The 17,731-nt window shown below is 71.7% G+C and carries 16 protein-coding genes; 7 read left to right on the forward strand and 9 right to left on the reverse strand.

Going from position 1 to position 17,731, the window contains the following annotated elements:
* Positions 1-56 precede the first annotated feature (56 nt).
* A complete protein-coding gene (locus AB0H54_RS32805; RefSeq protein WP_357350819.1) occupies positions 57-659 on the reverse strand; it encodes a maleylpyruvate isomerase family mycothiol-dependent enzyme in 603 nt (200 codons plus the stop codon).
* A gap of 238 nt (positions 660-897) precedes the next feature.
* Between AB0H54_RS32805 and AB0H54_RS32810 the strand changes: the two genes are divergently transcribed.
* From AB0H54_RS32810 to kstD, 7 genes are all read left to right on the forward strand, one after another.
* Positions 898-2,151, forward strand: a complete 1,254-nt coding sequence (locus AB0H54_RS32810) for a DUF2786 domain-containing protein (RefSeq protein ID WP_357350821.1) — start codon at positions 898-900, stop codon at positions 2,149-2,151.
* 77 nt (positions 2,152-2,228) lie between these two features.
* Positions 2,229-3,812 carry an alpha/beta hydrolase gene (locus tag AB0H54_RS32815; protein WP_357350823.1) on the forward strand — a complete coding sequence of 528 codons (1,584 nt, stop codon included), beginning with the start codon at positions 2,229-2,231 and terminating at the stop codon, positions 3,810-3,812.
* Positions 3,813-3,859: 47 nt separating this feature from the next.
* On the forward strand, positions 3,860-4,642 hold the full coding sequence (locus tag AB0H54_RS32820; protein ID WP_357350825.1) for a helix-turn-helix domain-containing protein: 783 nt from the start codon (positions 3,860-3,862) through the stop codon (positions 4,640-4,642).
* Positions 4,643-4,694: 52 nt separating this feature from the next.
* The gene (locus AB0H54_RS32825; protein WP_357350827.1) at positions 4,695-5,654 is read left to right on the forward strand and encodes an alpha/beta hydrolase; all 960 of its coding nucleotides are present in this window, start codon (positions 4,695-4,697) and stop codon (positions 5,652-5,654) included.
* Positions 5,647-6,000, forward strand: coding sequence for a cupin domain-containing protein (locus AB0H54_RS32830; RefSeq protein WP_357350829.1), 354 nt, complete (start codon positions 5,647-5,649; stop codon positions 5,998-6,000). Before AB0H54_RS32825 ends, AB0H54_RS32830 begins: the two co-directional genes overlap by 8 nt.
* 125 nt (positions 6,001-6,125) lie before the next feature.
* On the forward strand, positions 6,126-6,719 hold the full coding sequence (locus AB0H54_RS32835) for a helix-turn-helix domain-containing protein (RefSeq protein ID WP_357350831.1): 594 nt from the start codon (positions 6,126-6,128) through the stop codon (positions 6,717-6,719).
* A gap of 32 nt (positions 6,720-6,751) precedes the next feature.
* Entirely contained in the window at positions 6,752-8,446 is a 1,695-nt protein-coding gene (gene kstD, locus AB0H54_RS32840) for a 3-oxosteroid 1-dehydrogenase (RefSeq protein WP_357350833.1), read from the forward strand.
* 26 nt (positions 8,447-8,472) lie between these two features.
* Here the strand turns inward: kstD and AB0H54_RS32845 are convergent, their stop codons facing one another.
* The 8 genes from AB0H54_RS32845 to AB0H54_RS32880 all read right to left on the reverse strand — a co-directional run bounded on the left by AB0H54_RS32845 (position 8,473) and on the right by AB0H54_RS32880 (position 17,729).
* The gene (locus AB0H54_RS32845) at positions 8,473-8,955 is read right to left on the reverse strand and encodes a nitroreductase family deazaflavin-dependent oxidoreductase (protein WP_355283233.1); all 483 of its coding nucleotides are present in this window, start codon (positions 8,953-8,955) and stop codon (positions 8,473-8,475) included.
* Positions 8,956-9,019: 64 nt separating this feature from the next.
* On the reverse strand, positions 9,020-9,652 hold the full coding sequence (gene hisH / locus AB0H54_RS32850) for an imidazole glycerol phosphate synthase subunit HisH (RefSeq protein WP_357350836.1): 633 nt from the start codon (positions 9,650-9,652) through the stop codon (positions 9,020-9,022).
* Entirely contained in the window at positions 9,649-10,263 is a 615-nt protein-coding gene (gene hisB, locus AB0H54_RS32855) for an imidazoleglycerol-phosphate dehydratase HisB (protein WP_030203827.1), read from the reverse strand. Before hisB ends, hisH begins: the two co-directional genes overlap by 4 nt.
* Positions 10,264-10,289: 26 nt before the next feature.
* On the reverse strand, positions 10,290-11,417 hold the full coding sequence (locus AB0H54_RS32860; RefSeq protein ID WP_357350838.1) for a histidinol-phosphate transaminase: 1,128 nt from the start codon (positions 11,415-11,417) through the stop codon (positions 10,290-10,292).
* Positions 11,414-12,751: a histidinol dehydrogenase gene (gene hisD, locus AB0H54_RS32865; RefSeq protein WP_357350840.1), complete on the reverse strand. Its 1,338-nt coding sequence runs from the start codon at positions 12,749-12,751 to the stop codon at positions 11,414-11,416. Before hisD ends, AB0H54_RS32860 begins: the two co-directional genes overlap by 4 nt.
* A gap of 67 nt (positions 12,752-12,818) precedes the next feature.
* Positions 12,819-14,075: an amidohydrolase family protein gene (locus AB0H54_RS32870; RefSeq protein WP_357350843.1), complete on the reverse strand. Its 1,257-nt coding sequence runs from the start codon at positions 14,073-14,075 to the stop codon at positions 12,819-12,821.
* Positions 14,076-14,299: 224 nt separating this feature from the next.
* Positions 14,300-15,898: a serine/threonine-protein kinase gene (locus AB0H54_RS32875; protein WP_355283221.1), complete on the reverse strand. Its 1,599-nt coding sequence runs from the start codon at positions 15,896-15,898 to the stop codon at positions 14,300-14,302.
* An 88-nt stretch (positions 15,899-15,986) separates the two neighbouring features.
* Positions 15,987-17,729 (reverse strand): penicillin-binding transpeptidase domain-containing protein, encoded by a 1,743-nt coding sequence (locus tag AB0H54_RS32880; RefSeq protein ID WP_357350845.1) that lies wholly within the window; start codon positions 17,727-17,729, stop codon positions 15,987-15,989.
* Positions 17,730-17,731 lie beyond the last annotated feature (2 nt).

Raw genomic sequence — 17,731 nt, forward strand, 5'->3', positions numbered from 1 at the left:
ACTGTCGATCTCCGCACCGGTCCACGCCCCTGAGGCCCGTGTCACGCCGACCGGGTTCAGCAACAGCGGCGACGCAGTTCCGGGACGCCACCGCCGGTGAGCTCGTCGAGGACGACACTGCGGCCGACCACGGCCAGCGCGATGGCCTCGCCGGGCCCGCGGACCTCGGGTCCGTCGCCCCAGGCCCAGTCCACATCGGTGGCGATGAACCGCAGCCCCTTGGTCCGTTTGCCCGGGAAGGCGAAGGGATCCGGGTAGGACAGCACCGCAATCAGGCGATCGGGGGCGATGGTGCGCGGGCGGCGCAGCGGCCGCCGGATGTCCTGCTGGTGCACCAGCAGGTCGGAGAGCATCAGGCGCGGCGAGAACCGCGACAGCCTGCCCGACTCGTGCTCGAACATGTGCACCAGCTGCGCGGTCGGCAGGCCCGCGAACGAGGCCGCGAGCGCGTTGTTGATCCGGTCGACGGACCCGCGATGGCGGGCCGCGGCGGCCGCGTAGTCGAGTGGGCCGAGCGTGTCGGTCAGCAGGTGACCGACCACGTCGCGCACCCGCCACCCCGCGCACAGCGACGGTGTCTCCCACTCCTGCTCGGTCAGTCCACGTAGGAGTTCGATCAGCTCGGCACGTTCCGCGGCCAGCATCCCCCGATAGCTCATGTCGATCACTGTAGGGCCCGATCCGACGCCGGGTTCCCGGATTCCGGTGCACGGGAGCGAAATACATTCCGACGGGTCTGTCCGCTCGTGGCCCCGCAATCGATCGGCACACCGGGGCGTAGCCCGTGCCGTCCGGCCCGTCGGGACGCCGGGACAATGGGACGATGGCCGCCGACCGGCCGCACCGTCACCGCGCGCCGCCCGAGCGGCGCCACGAAGGAGAGGACGCCCGGACACCGTGGGCAAACAGAATCGGCGACGCCGCACCGGACGCCGGGCCGTGCCCGCCACCGGGCCGGTGCTCGACGCCGACACCCTGACCGATCCGGAGCGGCTCGCGGAGGCGATCGCGACAGCCGCCATGGCCGCGGCCCAGGGCGACACGGCCGGGGTCCGGCACTTCGCCGAGCAGCTGGCAGGCCCGGACCGGGTGCGCCCGGAGGTGGCGGCGGGGGTCGAGCGGGCGAGCCGGCGAATCATCGCCCGCGCCTTCGACTTCGGCTGGCTGCCGAGCGATGTCCACCAGGCCGCGCGTCGCCGCCTCGACGAGTTCGCGGTCGGCTATCTGACCGATCTGATGGCCGACCATCGCGCCGCGTTCGCCGACGACACCGTCGACGAGATCTGGCAGGCCCAGCTCGACGACCTCGGCGCCACCGTCTGGTGGACGCCGCCGCACCTGATCCCCTGGGCCGATCGCGCGCTGCTCACCGGCGCCGAAGCCGTGACCACCGTCCTCGACGCCCTCGCGCTCCTGCTGCGGCTGCCGAAACTGGAGCCGATCCGGCCACTGCCCGGCACCGCGCAGCGGCAACGGGGCGCGCGGCCCGCCGTCGACGAGAAGGCCCTCGGCCGGGTCCGCGGCCTGCTCGCCAAGGCCGAGTCCACCGCCTTCCCAGAGGAGGCCGAGACCCTCTCGGCCAAGGCCCAGGAACTGATGACCAAGTACGCGATCGACCGCGTCCTGCTGGCGGTGCCCGCCGTCGACGCCGACCTGCCCGGCGCCCGCCGCCTCTGGCTCGACACCCCCTACACCGAGGCCAAAGCCCTGCTCATCGACCTGGTCGCGCGGGCCAACCGCTGTCGCGCGATCTTCGTCGCCGACTGGGACTTCGTCACCGTCGTCGGCGACGACCCCGACCTCGACGCCGTCGAACTCCTGTCGACCTCGCTGCTCGTCCAAGCCACCCGCGCGATGATCGACACCCCGTCGACGGCCGGTGACTCCCGCTCCCGCGCCTATCGCAAGGCCTTCCTCACCGCCTACGCCACCCGGATCGGCGACCGCCTCACCACCGCCGCGGCCGCCACCGTCGCCGAAGCCGCCGACCGCGCCACCCTGCTCCCGCTGCTGGCCACCCACGATCACCGCGTCGAGACGGCGTTGTCGACCTACTTCCCCACCACTCGCTCGCGCGGCATCACCATTCGCAGCGCCGAAGGGTGGGAGGCGGGCACCGAGGCCGCCGATCGCGCCCGCCTCGACGGCTGAACCCTGACCGGTTTCAGGGTTCGCCTCCATCGAACGGGTGACGACACCACGCCCGGGACGCCGTGAAGATGATCGGTATGGTCACTTCGAAATCGCTGGTCTGCGGTGTCCTGGTCGCGCTGGCTCCCGTTGTCGGTGGCTGCGTCGCCGCCGAGCGGCCGCCCGAGCCGGTCGCCGCGGTCACCGAGCTGGTGGCGCAGGCCGATGCCGTGCCGACACCCCGGATCGCATGGGCGCCGTGCCCGGAGGAGTCGTTGCGGGGCAAGGACTGCGCCCGGGTGGCGGTGCCGCTCGACTACGCGAACCCCACGGGACGGCACCTGGAACTCGCGGTGGTCCGCCAGCCCGCGGGCGACCCCGCCCAGCGCATCGGCACGTTGTTCACCGCGGCGGGCGGACCCGGTGGCTCCGGCGTCGAGTGGGCGGCGAAGGGCGAGATGTTCCCCGGCGAGCTGAGCAGGCGCTTCGATGTGGTCACCTTCGATCAGCGCGGGGTCGGGCGCAGTTCCACCGTCCGCTGTTTCCCGGATTCCACTGCCCAGCAAGACTTCTGGCACACCCTGGCGCTGCCGCCCGTCGGCACCGCGCAGCAGGCGGCCACCACGGACGCGAGCGGACGGCTCGCGGAAGGATGCCTGCGCCACGACGGCGAGCTGATCGCCCACCTCACCACCGTGGACGCCGCCCGCGATCTCGATCTCCTCCGGCGTGCCGTCGGCGACCCGACCCTGACCTACCAGGGTGGCTCCTACGCCAGCTACCTCGGCACCGTCTACGGCGCGCTGTTCGCCGATCGCGTTCGCGCGCTGCAGCTCTCCTCGATCCTCGACCCCGCGCCGTACACCACCGACACCCGCGCCGTCATCGACGCCACCGCGACCGGCACCGAGGAGGTGCTCGGTGAGTTCCTGCGCCTGTGCGCGGCGGCCGGTCCGCTACGCTGCGCCTTCGCCACGGACGCATCCTCGATCGCGGACCTGCGCGCCCGCGACACGGCCCTGCTCGACCGGGCGAAGGTGGCGCCGATCCGGGTCGGCGAGGGGGCGGCGACCGTGCCGGTGACCTACAGCGAGCTCGTCCAGGCACACGCCATGCTGCTCTACGACGCGAGCCTGGGATGGCCCGCCCTCGCGACTCTGCTGACCGAACTCGAGCGGGGCCCCGCCGGGAATCCCGCCGTGGTGCGGCAGGTGCTGACCACGATCGCCTCGACCGGTGACTTCCTCGACTCGTTCGTCGCCATCTCCTGCGCGGACAACGCCCTCCCCCGGCAACCCCTGCGCTGGCCGGAATTCGCCGCCGAATCCGCCGAAACCGCGCCCGTCTACGGCCCGTTCTGGCTCTATCTCCGCCAGCCGTGCGCCACCTGGCCCGCCCCCACCGACGGCTATCCCCAGCGCTACACCGGTCCGTGGACCCAGCACGCCACCGTCCCGCCGCTGCTGGTGAACAACCGTTTCGACCCGGCCACGCCGCTCCCCGGCGCCCAGCGTGCCGCCGCGGCGATGGGCGACGCGCGCTTGGTCGTGGTCACCGACGGCTACGGACACGAACCGGACGGCGACTGCGTCACCGACCTGACCCGGCGCTATCTCGTCGACCTCCAGCTCCCGGCAGCCGGGACCACCTGCGCGAACGGCCGGACACCGTTCACCGGATGACGCGGGCGCCATTGCGGGAAGCCGAACCGCGCTCCTACGCTCGACAAGTGCGACCGATCATGTCCGACCACGAGCTGGACGGCGGCTGGGAGCTGGTGCGGGCCGCCTCGCCGGTGTGGAAAGGGCTGTCGCTGTCCGGTTTTCGTGACGGTGGCGGCGGCGGACCGGACCTGCGGATCGTCGCGCTCCCCGCGGTCACGGTGGTCGTCCAGATCGGCGAGAGCGGATTCACCACCGCGGACGCGCGCGGCGTGGACGGCCTCGTCGCCGGGATCGCGCCGGGCACCCACCAGGTCCGGTCGGACCGGGTCGACTGTGTCGAGCTCCGCATGCCGCCGACCCTCGCCTACTCCCTGCTCGGCATCGCGCCACCCGACATCACCGGCACGGTGCTCGGCATCGAGGACCTCTGGGGGTCGTCGGTCGACCGGCTGCGGGCGCAGCTCGCCGAAACATCCACCTGGCCCGCTCGATTCGAGCTGACGACCCGCTTCCTCGCCGACCACGCGACGGCCAGGCACCCGGATGCCGAGGTCGCCGCGACCTGGCAGCGGATCGTCGCCCACGGCGGCCGGGTCCGGGTCAGGGAGCTGGTCGATCTGACCGGCTGGAGCCAGAAGCGACTCTGGACGCGGTTCACCGCCCAGATCGGCGTGACCCCCAAGCGGGCCGCGATGGTGGTGCGTTTCCGCCGCGCGTTCGACCAGCTCGTCGCGGGCGAATCCGCGGCCGCCGCGGCCGTCGCGTGCGGCTACACCGACCAGTCCCACCTCCACCGCGACATCGCGATGTTCGCCGGAACCACCCCGGGCGCCCTGGCCCCGCGCTGAGCGGGAAATTTCGTCCAAGACACCGCGCCCCGGCGGCTGTGACAGTGGCGTCATGACCACGTCCACCGCGCTCGCCGCCCGCATCCGCGCGACCGAGCACCGCGTCGCAGCCACCTACGGACTACGGATCACCGAACGGACTTTCGCGCTGCGCGACCGCGGCCCGACCGTGCGCACGGTCGAGATCCCCGGCTCCGGCCCACCGATCCTGTGGGTCAACGGTCTCGCGGCCCCGGCGCTGGCCTTCGCGCCCCTGCTCGCCCGGTTCCCCGACCGGCACCACCTCCTGATCGATCTGCCCGGCCACCATCTCGCGCCCGCGTACGACTGGAGTGACCGACCGGTCCGCGAGGTGGCGGTGGCGGTACTGACCGGCGTGCTGGACGAGTTCGGGCTCGCGGGCGCCCAGCTCGTCGGCTGCTCACTGGGTGGCCTGTTCGCGCTGTGGACCGCGCTGGACGCGCCGGGCCGGTACACGCGCCTGGTTCTGCTCGGCGCACCGGCGACCGCGCTGCCCGGCACCAGGGCCACCCCGGCCATGGCGTCGACGGCCGCCGCCGGGCGCGGCCGGGTGGACGAATGGTCCATGCGGCTGCCGTCGCCGCGGTTCGTCGCCCGGGCCGCCCTGGCCACGGCGCTGGGACCGGAGACCGCGCGCGCCATGTCCGACGACCTGCTCGATCTGCATCGCCTCCCGCTCCGGCTCCCAGGCAAGGCCGCGTCCTACCGAGCGCTGCTGCGCCGTCTCATCCAGGGCCGCGTGCCCAGGCCGGACGCCGTGCTCACCGATGCCGAGCTCGCCCGGATCGACGTTCCCGCCCTGTTCGTCTGGGGTGCGCGCGACGTCTTCTGCCCACCGGATCGCGCCCGTCGATCCGTCGCCATGATCCCCGGCGCGCACCTGGCCGTCGTGCCCGGCGGCCACAACCCCTGGCTCGACGACCCACCCGCATGCGCCGAGCTGATCACCGAATCCGACCTCCCCTCCACCGACAGGAAGCACCATGCGTAATCACGACCCGCTCGCCCTCGCCACGGCCCTGCCCCCGTTCGACTTCCGCCCGATCACCGCGTTCAACGACGGCGAGTTCTGCGTGTTCCACGGCGACGGGCTCGCGTCCTCCGACTGGGAACTCCATCCCGACACCGACGAACTGCTGATGGTGCTGCGCGGCAGCGTCACCGTCGAGATCCTCACCGACACCGACCGGCACCGCATCCCGCTCACCGCAGGACAATTCGCCATCGTCCCGCGGGGCCACTGGCACCGCCATCTCGACGTCGACCACCTCGTCGAGATGTTCTACACCCCGGGCGCCACCATCGAATCCACCGCCGAGGACCCCCGCGTCGGGTGATCGATACCGTCCCGCCTCTTCCCCTGCCTAGACCCTGAATCGACAGCTACAACCTAGTTGACAGTCTCTGTCAACTAGGTTGATACTGTCGATATACGAATGGTCCGGCGATACGGAGGTGTGGGGTGTCTTTGCGGGAGCGGCAGCGGCGGCAGGTGCGGGCCGAGATTCAGCACGCGGCGTTCGCGTTGTTCGCGAAGTCCGGATTCGACGAGGTGACCACGGAGCAGATCGCGGCGGCCGCGGGGATCTCACCGAGCACGTACTTCCGGCACGTGCGCAGCAAGGAGGATCTGCTGCTGGACCCGGTGCGGGAGGGCGGCGCCGGGATCGCCGCGCTGCTCGAGGGCCGCCCCGACGAGGAGCCCGCCGACATCGCACTGGCCCAGGCGATCCTGACTCGCTCGACAGCCCTGGGGATCGAGGAGCTGGAACAGTGGCGCGCCGCCTTCGCCACGGCACCCCATCTGCTCGACCGGGTCGCGCTGATTCCGCCGGACCATCGGGCACGCCTGGTCGAGTTGGCCGCGCACCGGATGGACACCGACCCCGGCACCGACAGCGGCCCCGGGCTGCTGGTGCATCTGATGCTCGCGGCCGCGGAGTTCGGATACCTGCGGTGGCTGCGGAGCGCGCAGAATCCCTCCGCCTCGCTGCCGGTCTGCGTCGAAGCGGCGGTGGCCGCCGTTCTCGACGAGCGCTGGCGAGCGCCGCGCTGACCCCTCGCCGTATCGAACAGAAGAAGGCAAACATGCAGCAGGACAAGGTAATCCCGGAGACCGTGGATGTCGTGGTCGTCGGATCCGGCGCGGCGGGCATGTCCGCCGCGATCACCGCGGCCCGCCACGGCCTGTCGGTCGTCATGGTGGAGAAAGCGAGCCGCTGGGGTGGTTCGACAGCCCGATCCGGTGGCGGCGTCTGGATTCCGGGCAACTCGGCGCTGGGCCGGCTCGCCGGGCCCGAGGATATCGACGCCGCCCGCGCCTATCTCGCCGACATCGTCGGGGACGCCGTCGCACCGGAGATGCTCGACACCTACCTCGATCACGGGCCGACGGCCTTCGACTTCCTGGCCCGCCACACGCCACTGGCGATGCGCTGGGTGCCCGGCTACAGCGACTACTACCCCGAAGCGCCCGGCGGCCGAGCCCGTGGCCGGTCGGTCGAGCCGAAGCCCTTCGACGCGCGGGGTCTCGGCGGCGAGCTGGCCACCATGGAGCCCGACTATCTTCGCGCTCCCCGCAACATCGTCCTGACCCAAGCCGATTTCCGGCAGATCCATCTGGGCCTGCGCAATCCGCGAAGTCCGTTCCGCGCGGCCCGGATCGGGGCCAGGTGGCTCGGTGGTCTGCTGCGCGGTCGGCATCTGCTCGCCCGTGGCCAGGCGTTGAGCGCGATGCTCCGCCAGGGGATGCGCGACGCCGGAGTACCCCTGTTCCTGGACACCGCACTGGTCGAACTGGCCGTCGCCGATGACCGGGTCGTCGGTGCCGTCGTCCGCCGCCACGGCGCCGAGCAGGTGGTCGGTGCGCGCTGTGGCGTGATTCTCGCCTGTGGCGGTTTCGAGCACAGCGACACCATGCGCAAGCAGTACCAGCGCGAGCCCATCGGCACGGACTGGACCGTGGGCGCGGCCGCCAACACCGGCGACGGCATCCGCGCCGGCCAAGCCGTCGGAGCGGCCACCGCCTTCCTCGACGATGCCTGGTGGGGTCCGTCGATACCGCTGCCACGCACGCCGTTCTTCTGCGTGTCCGAACGCAATCTGCCGGGCAGCCTCATCGTCAACGACCGCGCGGAGCGGTTCATGAACGAGTCGCTGCCCTACGTGGAAGCGACCCATCGCATGTACGGCGGGCCCCACGGCCGAGGCGACGGCCCGGCCGAGAATCTGCCCGCCTGGCTGATCTTCGACCAGCGCTACCGCAATCGCTATCTCTTCGCCGGCCTCCCCCCGCGCGCACCGCTGCCCCGGCGCTGGTTCGACGCCGGGATCCTCACCCGCGCAGGCACCATCGGCGAACTCGCGGACAAGATCGGCGTACCGGCCGACCGCCTCGACGCCACCGTCACCCGGTTCAACCACTTCGCTCGCACCGGCGTCGACGCGGACTACGGCCGCGGCACCAGTGCCTACGACCGCTACTACGGCGACCCCCGTCAGCGCCCGAATCCCAACCTCGGCGCCCTCGACACCGGCCCCTTCTACGCCGCCCAGCTCGTCCCCGGCGACCTCGGCACCAAGGGCGGCCTGCGCATCGACACCCACGGCCGGGTCCTGCGCGACGACGGCGCGGCCATCGACGGCCTCTACGCGGCGGGGAACACCAGCGCACCGGTCATGGGTCACACCTACGCGGGCCCCGGCGCGACCATCGGCCCCGCGATGGTGTTCGGCTACCTCGCCGCTGTCCACGCCGCCACCGCCCGCGCCGGACGCGGGTAGCCGGGCAGGTCCCGATCACCCCGTGATCAGCGGGGTTCGAGGATGACGACCGGGATCTCGCGGTCGGTCCAGGCCTGGTAGTGCTCGAAGTCGGCGTAGGCGTCGACGAGCAGGGGCCACAGGCGGGCGCGTTCGGCGGGGTCGGCGGTGCGCGCGCGGACCGGGTGGCGGTCGCGGCCGATCTGGATGTGGGTGTCGGGGGCGGCGCGCAGGTTGTGGTACCACTGCGGGTGTTTGGGCAGGCCGCCCTGGGAGGCGACGACGACGGTGTCGGGGCCGTCGACGAGGTAGAGCAGCGGGGTGGTGTAGTCGACGCCGGACTTGCGGCCGCGGTGGTCGAGCAGCAGGGTGGGGACCGGCTTGCGGAAGCCCGCGCCGACCCGCCATTTCGCGCCGATCCGGCCGCCGGTGCGCCGGTAGACCCACACCTGCGTCTTACCCATGTACTTGAAGATCGTGGGCAGGCTCGGGGAGTCGAGGTGTTTCGGGCGCGGCGGTACAGCGGTCATCCCCTGACCATACACATCAGCCTCGGCGTGTATGGTCAGGATCCGGTCGCCCGACGGCCTCCGGCTACAGCGATCCGAGCCAGTTGCGCAGCAGCTGGGCGCCCGCGTCGCCGGACTTCTCCGGGTGGAACTGGGTGGCCGAGAGGGCACCGTTCTCGACCGCGGCGAGGAACGGGACACCATGATCGGCCCAGGTGAGCTTCGGGGGCGCGATGTGCTCGTTCTCCGGCAGTTCCCACTGCTGCGCGGCGTAGGAGTGCACGAAGTAGAAGCGGGTGTCGGCGTCGAGACCGGCGAACAGGGTGCTGTCGGCGGGCGCCTTCACCGTGTTCCAGCCCATGTGCGGCAGGACCGGCGCGTCGAGGCGGGCCACCGTGCCGGGCCACTCGCCACAGCCCTCGGTCTCCACACCGAACTCGACCCCGCGATCGAACAGTATCTGCATGCCGACGCAGATGCCGAGCACCGGACGCCCACCGGCCAGCCGCTGGCCGATGATGCGTTCACCGCGCACCGCGCGCAGCCCGGCCATGCACGCCGCGTACGCGCCGACACCGGGAACGACCAGCCCGTCGGCGGCCAGCGCGGCCTGCGGGTCGGCGGTCACCTCCACCTGCGCACCTGCGCGCACCAGCGCGCGCTCGGCCGAGTGCAGGTTGCCGGAGCCGTAATCGAGCAGGACGACCTTCGAACTCACAGCACGCCTTTCGTGGACGGGACGCCGCTCACCCGCGGGTCGATCTCGACCGCGGCCCGCAGCGCCCTGGCGACCGCCTTGAACTCGGCCTCGGTGATGTGGTGCTGGTCGCGGCCGTAGAGCACGCGCACGTGCAGCGCGATCCGCGCGTTCTGCGCGATCGACTCGAAGACGTGCTTGTTGAGCACCGTCGAGTACGACGCGCCGGGTCCCGCGCTGGGAATGATGGTGTGCACCAGGTGTTCCGGTTCGCCGGTGAACACGCAGTAGGGCCGCCCGGACACGTCGACGGCGGCGTGCGCGAGGGTCTCGTCCATCGGGATGAAGGCGTCACCGAAGCGGCGGATGCCCTTCTTGTCGCCCAGCGCCTTGCCCAGCGCCTGGCCGAACACGATCGCGGTGTCCTCGACCGTGTGGTGCGCCTCGATCTCGATATCGCCCTCGGCCCGCACGACCAGGTCGAACCCGCCGTGCTGGCCCAGCGCGGTCAGCATGTGGTCGTAGAACGGGACGCCGGTGGAGATCTCGGTCTGCCCGGTGCCGTCGAGGTTCAGTTCCACCAGGATCGACGATTCCTTGGTGACCCGTTCCACCCGTGCGGTTCTGCTCATGATGTGTTCCTCCACAGGGGGATTCGTCAGTGGGTCAGGTCGGTGGCCGCGATGCCGGCGCTCACCCGCAGGAACTCGTCGTTCTCCGCGGCGAGGCCGACGGTGGCGCGCAGATAGCCGGGGATGCCGACATCGCGGATGAGTACCCCGGCGTCGAGGTAGTGCTGCCAGGCGCGCGCGGCGTCGGTGAACCGGCCGAACAGGATGAAGTTGGCGTCGCTGGGGATCACCTCGAAGCCCTGCGCGGTCAGCGCGGCGGCGACCCGGTCGCGCTGGGCGGCCAGTTCCGCGACGCTGCCGAGGGTTTCGTCGGCATGCCGTAGCGCCGCCCGCGCGGCCGCCTGGGTGACCACCGACAGGTGGTACGGCAGCCGCACCAGCAGGATCGCGTCGATCACGGCGGGCGAGGCGGCCAGGTAGCCGAGGCGACCGCCCGCGAAGGCGAAGGCCTTGCTCATGGTGCGGGTGACCACGAGCTTGGTCGGGAACCGGTCGATCAGCGTGATCGCGCTCGGCGCGGCCGAGAACTCGCCGTACGCCTCGTCCACGACGACGATGCCGGGCGCCGCGTCGAGGATCCGCTCGAGCTCGTCGATCGGGATGCTGTGCCCGGTCGGGTTGTTCGGGCTGGTCACGAACACCACGTCGGGGCGGCGCTCGGTGATCTGCGCGACGGCGTAGTCGATGTCGAGGGAGAAGTCGCCGCTGCGCTTGGCCTCGATCCACTCGGTGTCGATGCCCTCGGAGATGATCGGGTGCATCGAGTAGGAGGGCACGAAACCCAGCGCGCTGCGGCCGGGTCCGCCGAAGGCCTGCAGCAGCTGCTGCAGGATCTCGTTGGAACCGTTGGCCGCCCACACGTTCGCGGCGTCGACGGGGACGCCGGTCTGCCGGGTCAGGTACGCGGCGAGGTCGGCGCGCAGGGCGACGGCGTCGCGGTCCGGGTACCGGTGCAGATCGGCGGCGGCCGCGCGCACCGATTCGGCGACGTCGTCGATCAGCGCCGTGCTCGGCGGGTGCGGGTTCTCGTTGGTGTTGAGCTGCACCGGGACGGTCAATTGCGGTGCGCCGTACGGGGATTTGCCGCGCAGGTTGTCGCGCAGCGGCAGCTGGTCCAGGGTCGCCGAGGCGCCGGGCACGGTGGGAGTACTCACGAGAGCGCCTCGAAACGCGCCTGCACGGCCTGCCCGTGCGCGGGCAGATCTTCCGCGTTCGCCAGTGCGACGACGTGTCCCGCGACATCCTTCAGCGCGGCCTCGGTGTACTCCACGATGTGGATGCCGCGCAGGAAGGTCTGCACGCTCAGGCCCGAGGAGTGCCGCGCGCAGCCCGCGGTGGGCAGCACGTGGTTGGACCCGGCGCAGTAGTCGCCCAGGCTGACCGGCGCCCACGGGCCGACGAAGATCGCGCCCGCGCTGCGCACCCGCGCGGCGACGGCGGCGGCGTCGACGGTCTGGATCTCGAGGTGCTCGGCCGCGTAGGCGTCGACGACGCGCAGGCCCTGGGCGATGTCGTCGACGAGGACGGTCCCGGACTGCTTGCCGCTCAGCGCTTCCCGCACCCGGGCGTCGTGCTTGACGACGGCGAGCTGGGCGTTGAGCGCGACGTCGACCGCGTCGGCGAGGGCCACCGAGTCGGTGACCAGCACACTGGCGGCGAGCACGTCGTGCTCGGCCTGGCTGATCAGGTCGGCGGCCACGTGCACCGGGTCGGCGGTGGCGTCGGCCAGGACCGCGATCTCGGTGGGGCCCGCCTCGGCGTCGATGCCGACCAGGCCACGGCACAGCCGCTTGGCCGCGGTGACGTAGATGTTGCCGGGACCGGTGATCAGGTCGACCGGCGTCAGCGCGGCGCCGTCGGTGTCGGTGCCGCCGTAGGACAGCAGCGCCACGGCCTGCGCGCCGCCGACCGCCCACACCTCGTCGACCCCGAGCAGCGCGGCGGCGGCCAGGATCGTCGGGTGCGGCAGACCGCCGAACTGGGCCTGCGGCGGCGAGGCCACCACCAGCGACTCCACGCCCGCGGCCTGGGCCGGGACGACGTTCATCACGACCGAGGACGGGTAGACGGCATTGCCGCCGGGCACGTAGAGGCCCACCCGCTCGACCGGCACCCACTTCTCGGTGACGGTGCCGCCCGGCACCACCTCGGTGACGGTGTCGGTGCGGCGCTGATCGGCGTGCACCTTCCTGGTCCGCTCGATCGCGACCTCGAGCGCGGTGCGCACGGCGGGGTCCAGCTCGTCGAGCGCCTTCGCCAGCTCCGCGACGGGCACGCGCACCACGCTCGGGCGCACACCGTCGAACTTCTCGCTGTAGTCCAGCGCGGCCTCGGCACCCCGGTCGCGGATGTCCTCGACGACCGGCCGCACATGATGCAGCACCGAGTCCACGTCGACTCCTCCGCGCGGCAGCGCGGTGCGCAGCTCGGCAGCGGAAGGAGTACGACCGCGCAGATCGACGCGGGCGAGCTCGATGCGGGGAGTCATATCGGGGTGCAGTCCTGTCTGTGCTGGGCTCAGGTCAGCTACCAGCCTATCGGTCACCCGCCACCGGTTATCCGGCAGATCCCGCCGGGGACGGCGGACGCTGGTGGATCACGCCCTCCTTCATCACGAAATCGACCTGCCCGGTGACGGCGATGTCGGTGAACGGGTCACCGGGCATCGCGATTAGGTCGGCGATCTTGCCGGGCGCGATCGTCCCCAGGTCGTCGAGCCCGAGGAGTTCGGCGGCGACACTGGTCGCGGACGTGAGGGCGCGGTGGGCGCTGATGCCGTTGGCGACCAGCATCGGGAATTCCCGCCAGTTGTCGCGGTGCGGGAACATGCCCGCGTCGGTGCCGAACGCCAGTTTGATCGCGCTGTCGGCGACCAGTTCGGCCGAGTCGAGCAAATCCTTCGCGTACCGCTGATACTTGCGGCGCTTGTACACCGGCTGGCCCTTCCAGTACGCGTCGTCGTCGACGCGGCGGGCGTCGTCGAGCATCGTGTACTGCGTCGGGACCAGGAACACGCCGTGGTCCTGCATCATCGTCAATGCCTCGGCGGAGGCCAGGTTGCCGTGCTCGATGCTGCGCACACCGGCGCGCACCGCCCGCTTGACCCCGTCGTCACAGACACAGTGCGGGGTGACCGGCACGCCCAGGTCCTTCGCGGTGGCGACGAGGGTGTTCATCTCCTCCTGGCTGTAGGTCGGCAGGGCCGGATCGTCGGACGGGGTGCTGAACCCGCCCGACGCGGCGAACTTGATCCAGTCCGCGCCGTAGCGGATCTGCTGGCGTACCCGGGTGCGGATCTCGTCGGGCCCGTCCGCGGCGGCGAGCTCGAGCGCCCGGTGATCACACTGGAACTCCCCGGCCATCGCCCCGCTGAAATCACCGTGTCCGCCGCGCGCGGAGATCAGATGCGGCGCGACCAGCATCCGCGGTCCCTCGATCAGGCCCGCGGCGACCGCGTCGCGCAGGTACAGCGTCGTCGGATCCACATCGGTCCCGCACAGATCACGAATCGTGGTGAAACCGTTGCCCAGCAACTCTTTCAGAACCGACAGCGCGCCCAGCGCCTTCTGCGCGCTGCCCCGCATCAACGCCGACGGACCGATGTCCGGGTTGATCGTGACGTGCGTGTGGCAGTCCATGAATCCGGGTGTCACCGTGTGACCGGACAGGTCGACGACCTCCGCCCCGTCCGGCAGGTCGACCGCGGGACCGCAGGAGACGATCCGGTCACCACTCACCACGATCGTGCCCGCCACGGCGGACTCGGACAGACCGTCCCACACCGTCGCCCCGGTGATCACTGTCGTCGCCATGACCCACACCTCCGTCGAGGAAGTCGGTGCACGAGGCCACTACGAATTCAGGGCCCGGCCCGAATCGGAAGAGCAATCCATCAGCTACCGAGACGGTACCGGATCGACCCGTCCGCGAGCGTGCACCCGGCCGAGCCGGACCACGCCGGTCGCTCAGGAGGGCGCCGCGGTGCGGGCGACCGGCAGCCGCGCCCGACGTGGGCCCGACCGCCGGACGACCGTCCTCAGCGGGTGTCGCCGTCGATGCGTAGGCTGCCGCCGGCGTTGACCACGCGCATCACCATGGCCTTGGTCTGGCCGTTGATGGTGATGCTGGCCAGGCGCATGTCGGTCGAGCCGTCGGCGTTGTTGCCCTTGACCGCGGTGATGCTGGCGAAGGTGTCGACGGTGCGGTCGTTCCAGTACTGCCGGAACGCGGCCTCGCTGCCGTAGACCTTCTGCGCGGCCGGGGTCAGCAGCGACCAGGAACCGGCCGGGTTGCTGAAGAAGTCCTCGACCAGCAGGCCGGCCGAGCCGATGTCGACGGTGCCGACATTGGCGGTCTGCCCGAGCGCGACCGAGGGCGCGCTGCTCGACGCCGGACCGGCCGAGGACTGCACCGAGGTCGACGGATTCGCCTGCACCTGCGGGGAATCCGAGTCCGAGCTGCTCATGGCGCTGACCGCGACGGCGATCGCGGCGACGACGGCGCCGACACCGGAACCGATCAGCACCGCCCGACCCTTGCCCGCCTGCTTGCGCGGCAGCGGCGCGGGCTGGGCCGCGGTCGGCGGATGCGCGGCCGTGTCGTGGCGCACCGGCGGACGCGGGTTGGACCGGATCTGACGGGTGGTCGCCGTCGACGCGCCCGCGTGCGAGGTCCGGTTGCCGGACTGCCGGATGACCTGGGTCGCGGCCGCGGAGTTGCGGCGGCCGTAGGCCTCGCTGGCGGGCACGAAGCCGGCGGGCACCGCGTCGGCGTCGGCGAACGCGGCCAGCGCGTCGCGGGCCTCGGTCATCGTCGGCCGGTCCAGCGGGTCCGGGCTGAGCAGGTCGAGCAGGAAGTCGGTCGCCGGGCCCGCGTTGCGCGGCTCGCGCACCTGGCCGTTGGCGGCGGCGTAGAGCACCGCCAGCGGGTTGGCGTTGGCGCCGTAGGGCGGCTCGCCCTCGAGCGCGTGGAACAGCGTGGCGCCGAGCGCGAACACGTCGGCGGCCGGGGTGGGATCGGAGCCGCGCGCGACCTCGGGCGCCAGATAGGCGGCCGTACCGCAGATCAGGCCGGTCTCGGTGAGGGTGACGTCACCGGCGGCGCGGGAGATGCCGAAGTCGGTGATCTTCACCTCACCGTGCTCGCCGAGCAGGATGTTGCCCGGTTTCACGTCGCGGTGCACCAGGCCGGCCTGGTGGGCGGCGATCAGCGAGGACGCGACCTGTTCGCCGATGCGGGCGACCTCGGTCAGCGGCAGCGGACCCTTCTGCCCCAGTTCGGCGGCCAGGCTGACCGACTTGAGGTACTCCATCACCAGGCACGGGTCACCGTTGTGCTCGGTGATGTCGAAGACCACGATGGCGTTGGGATGCTGGAAGCGTGCCGCGTTGCGGGCTTCCCGAATCGCGCGCTGGCGCAGGACATCCCGCTCGCCCTCGGGCAGGCTGGGCTTGATGTGGATCTGCTTCACAGCCACGGAGCGTTGGAGGCGTTCGTCGACAGCGCGCCATACAACGCCTGTGCCGCCGCTACCAATACGCTCGACCAGGCGGTAATGCTCCGCGATCTTCTGACCGGTATCGATGGCGCCTACTCCGAACCTTCTCGAAATTGTGACATCCCGCGTATTGACCATGGATATGGCCCGCCGACGAGTGTAGCTGGCCCGGTGCGGACCGCGTGCGGCAGCGTGGGTATTGCTCGCCCACAGAGCGTGACATAGATCATCGTTTGGCTCGTAACATCCGTCCGGCGGCCTCGACCGCGGGGCCCGAACTGCCGGCGTCGGCGACGAAGACGGCGAACGCGAGGTCGCCGTCGATGCCGACGAACCAGCCGTGCGCGTGCTTGTCGTCGAGGTATTCGGCGGTGCCGGTCTTGCCGAGCAGGCCCGGGATATCGCGCAGCGCGGTCGCGGTTCCGGCGGTCACCGTCTCGCCCATCATGGTCTCTATCTGCGACGTCACCGTCGCGGGCACCGGCGCGGCGGCCCGGTCGGCCGTACCGGGACGCCCGCGCACGATGGCGGGCGCCGGCGCGGAACCGTGTGCCAGCGAGGCGGCGACGAGCGCCATCCCGAACGGCGAGGCGGTGACGCTGCCCTGCCCGATGCTCGACTCGACCTGCTGGGCGGGATTCTGCGCGGGCGGAACCTTCCCCGTGACAGTCGTCAACCCGGGTGTCACATAATCCACCCCGAGACCCAGTTGCGCGGCCGCCGCGGTGAGCCCGTCGGCGGGCAAGCGCACCCCCAGCTCGGCCATCGTGGTGTTGCAGGACCGCGCGAAGGCGGTGTGCAGCGGCACCTGCCCGAGATCGAAGCCGTTGTCGTTGGGAATCGTGCGGCCCTCGATGGTCGCGCGGCCCGGGCAGGGCAGCACCGTGTCGACGGAGACCCCGCCGGCCTGCAGCGCGGCCGAGACGGTGACGGTCTTGAAGGTCGAGCCCGGCGGGTAGAGGCCGGTGAGCGCGATCGGGCCCTGCGCGTCGGCTGGCGCGTTCTGCGCGACGGCGAGCACCTCCCCCGTCGACGGGCGCAGCGCGACGATCGCGGCGGGCTGCGCGAGCGGGGTCAGCGCGGCCTCGGCGGCGTTCTGCAGGTCGATGTCGACGGTGGTCGCGATGTCGGCGGTCGGGGTCGCGTCGGGTCCGGCGATGCGCTGGGTGCCCTCGGCGGTCTGCGCGCGGATCGCCCAGCCCGCCGCGCTGTCGGCCTGCTGCTGCCACAGGTCGGCCAGGCCGGCGGTGGTGGGTCCGGCCAGGCTCTTGTCGACGGTGAGCAGGCGGGTCTGCGGCGCGAGCGTCACTCCGCGCACGCCCGTCAGCGCCTGCTGCACCGGGGCGATGTCGGCGTCCCGCAGCGCGACCGCGACCACCGGTTTGCCTTGCGCTGCGGCCAGATCCGCCCGCAGCGTGGCCTCGGTGACGCCCTGCGGCGCGAGCAGCGCGGCGACGGCGGGCAGATCGGCGTCGGCGGCGACGTTCACCAGCGTCACCACCTGCTGGGTCATCAGGTCACCGCCGGAGGCGTCGAGCACCCGCGCGGGTTTCGGGTAGACCGGGCTGTAGCCGAGCGGGCCGAGTTCGAGGCCGGGCGCGACCGTGGCGGGGTTCCAGGTGATCTTCCAGCCGTCGGCGTCGGCCGCGGCGCCCTTGCTGGTGTAGGTCCACTCGTTGCGGCCCTCGGGGCCGAATTTCCAGGTGGATTCGAGCGTGAAGGTGGTGTCGTCGGTGGCCGTGACGCGGACGGTGTCGTTCTTGCCGAGGTTGTCGAACAGGGTGGTCAGCGTCGCGCGGGCCTGGTCGGGCGCGTCGGTGAGCGCCGCGGCGGCAGCCGCGTCACCGCTGCTCAGCGCCGCGGCGAAGGACTCGGCCACGGTCTGCGGCTGATCCGGTCCGGACGAGCACGCGACGGGCAGCAGGGCGAGCGCGAGGAGCAGGACCGGTGTCTTGCGGGAGAGGCGCACGC

It is taken from the genome of Nocardia sp. NPDC050718, from assembly GCF_040654235.1.
Lineage (GTDB): Bacteria > Actinomycetota > Actinomycetes > Mycobacteriales > Mycobacteriaceae > Nocardia.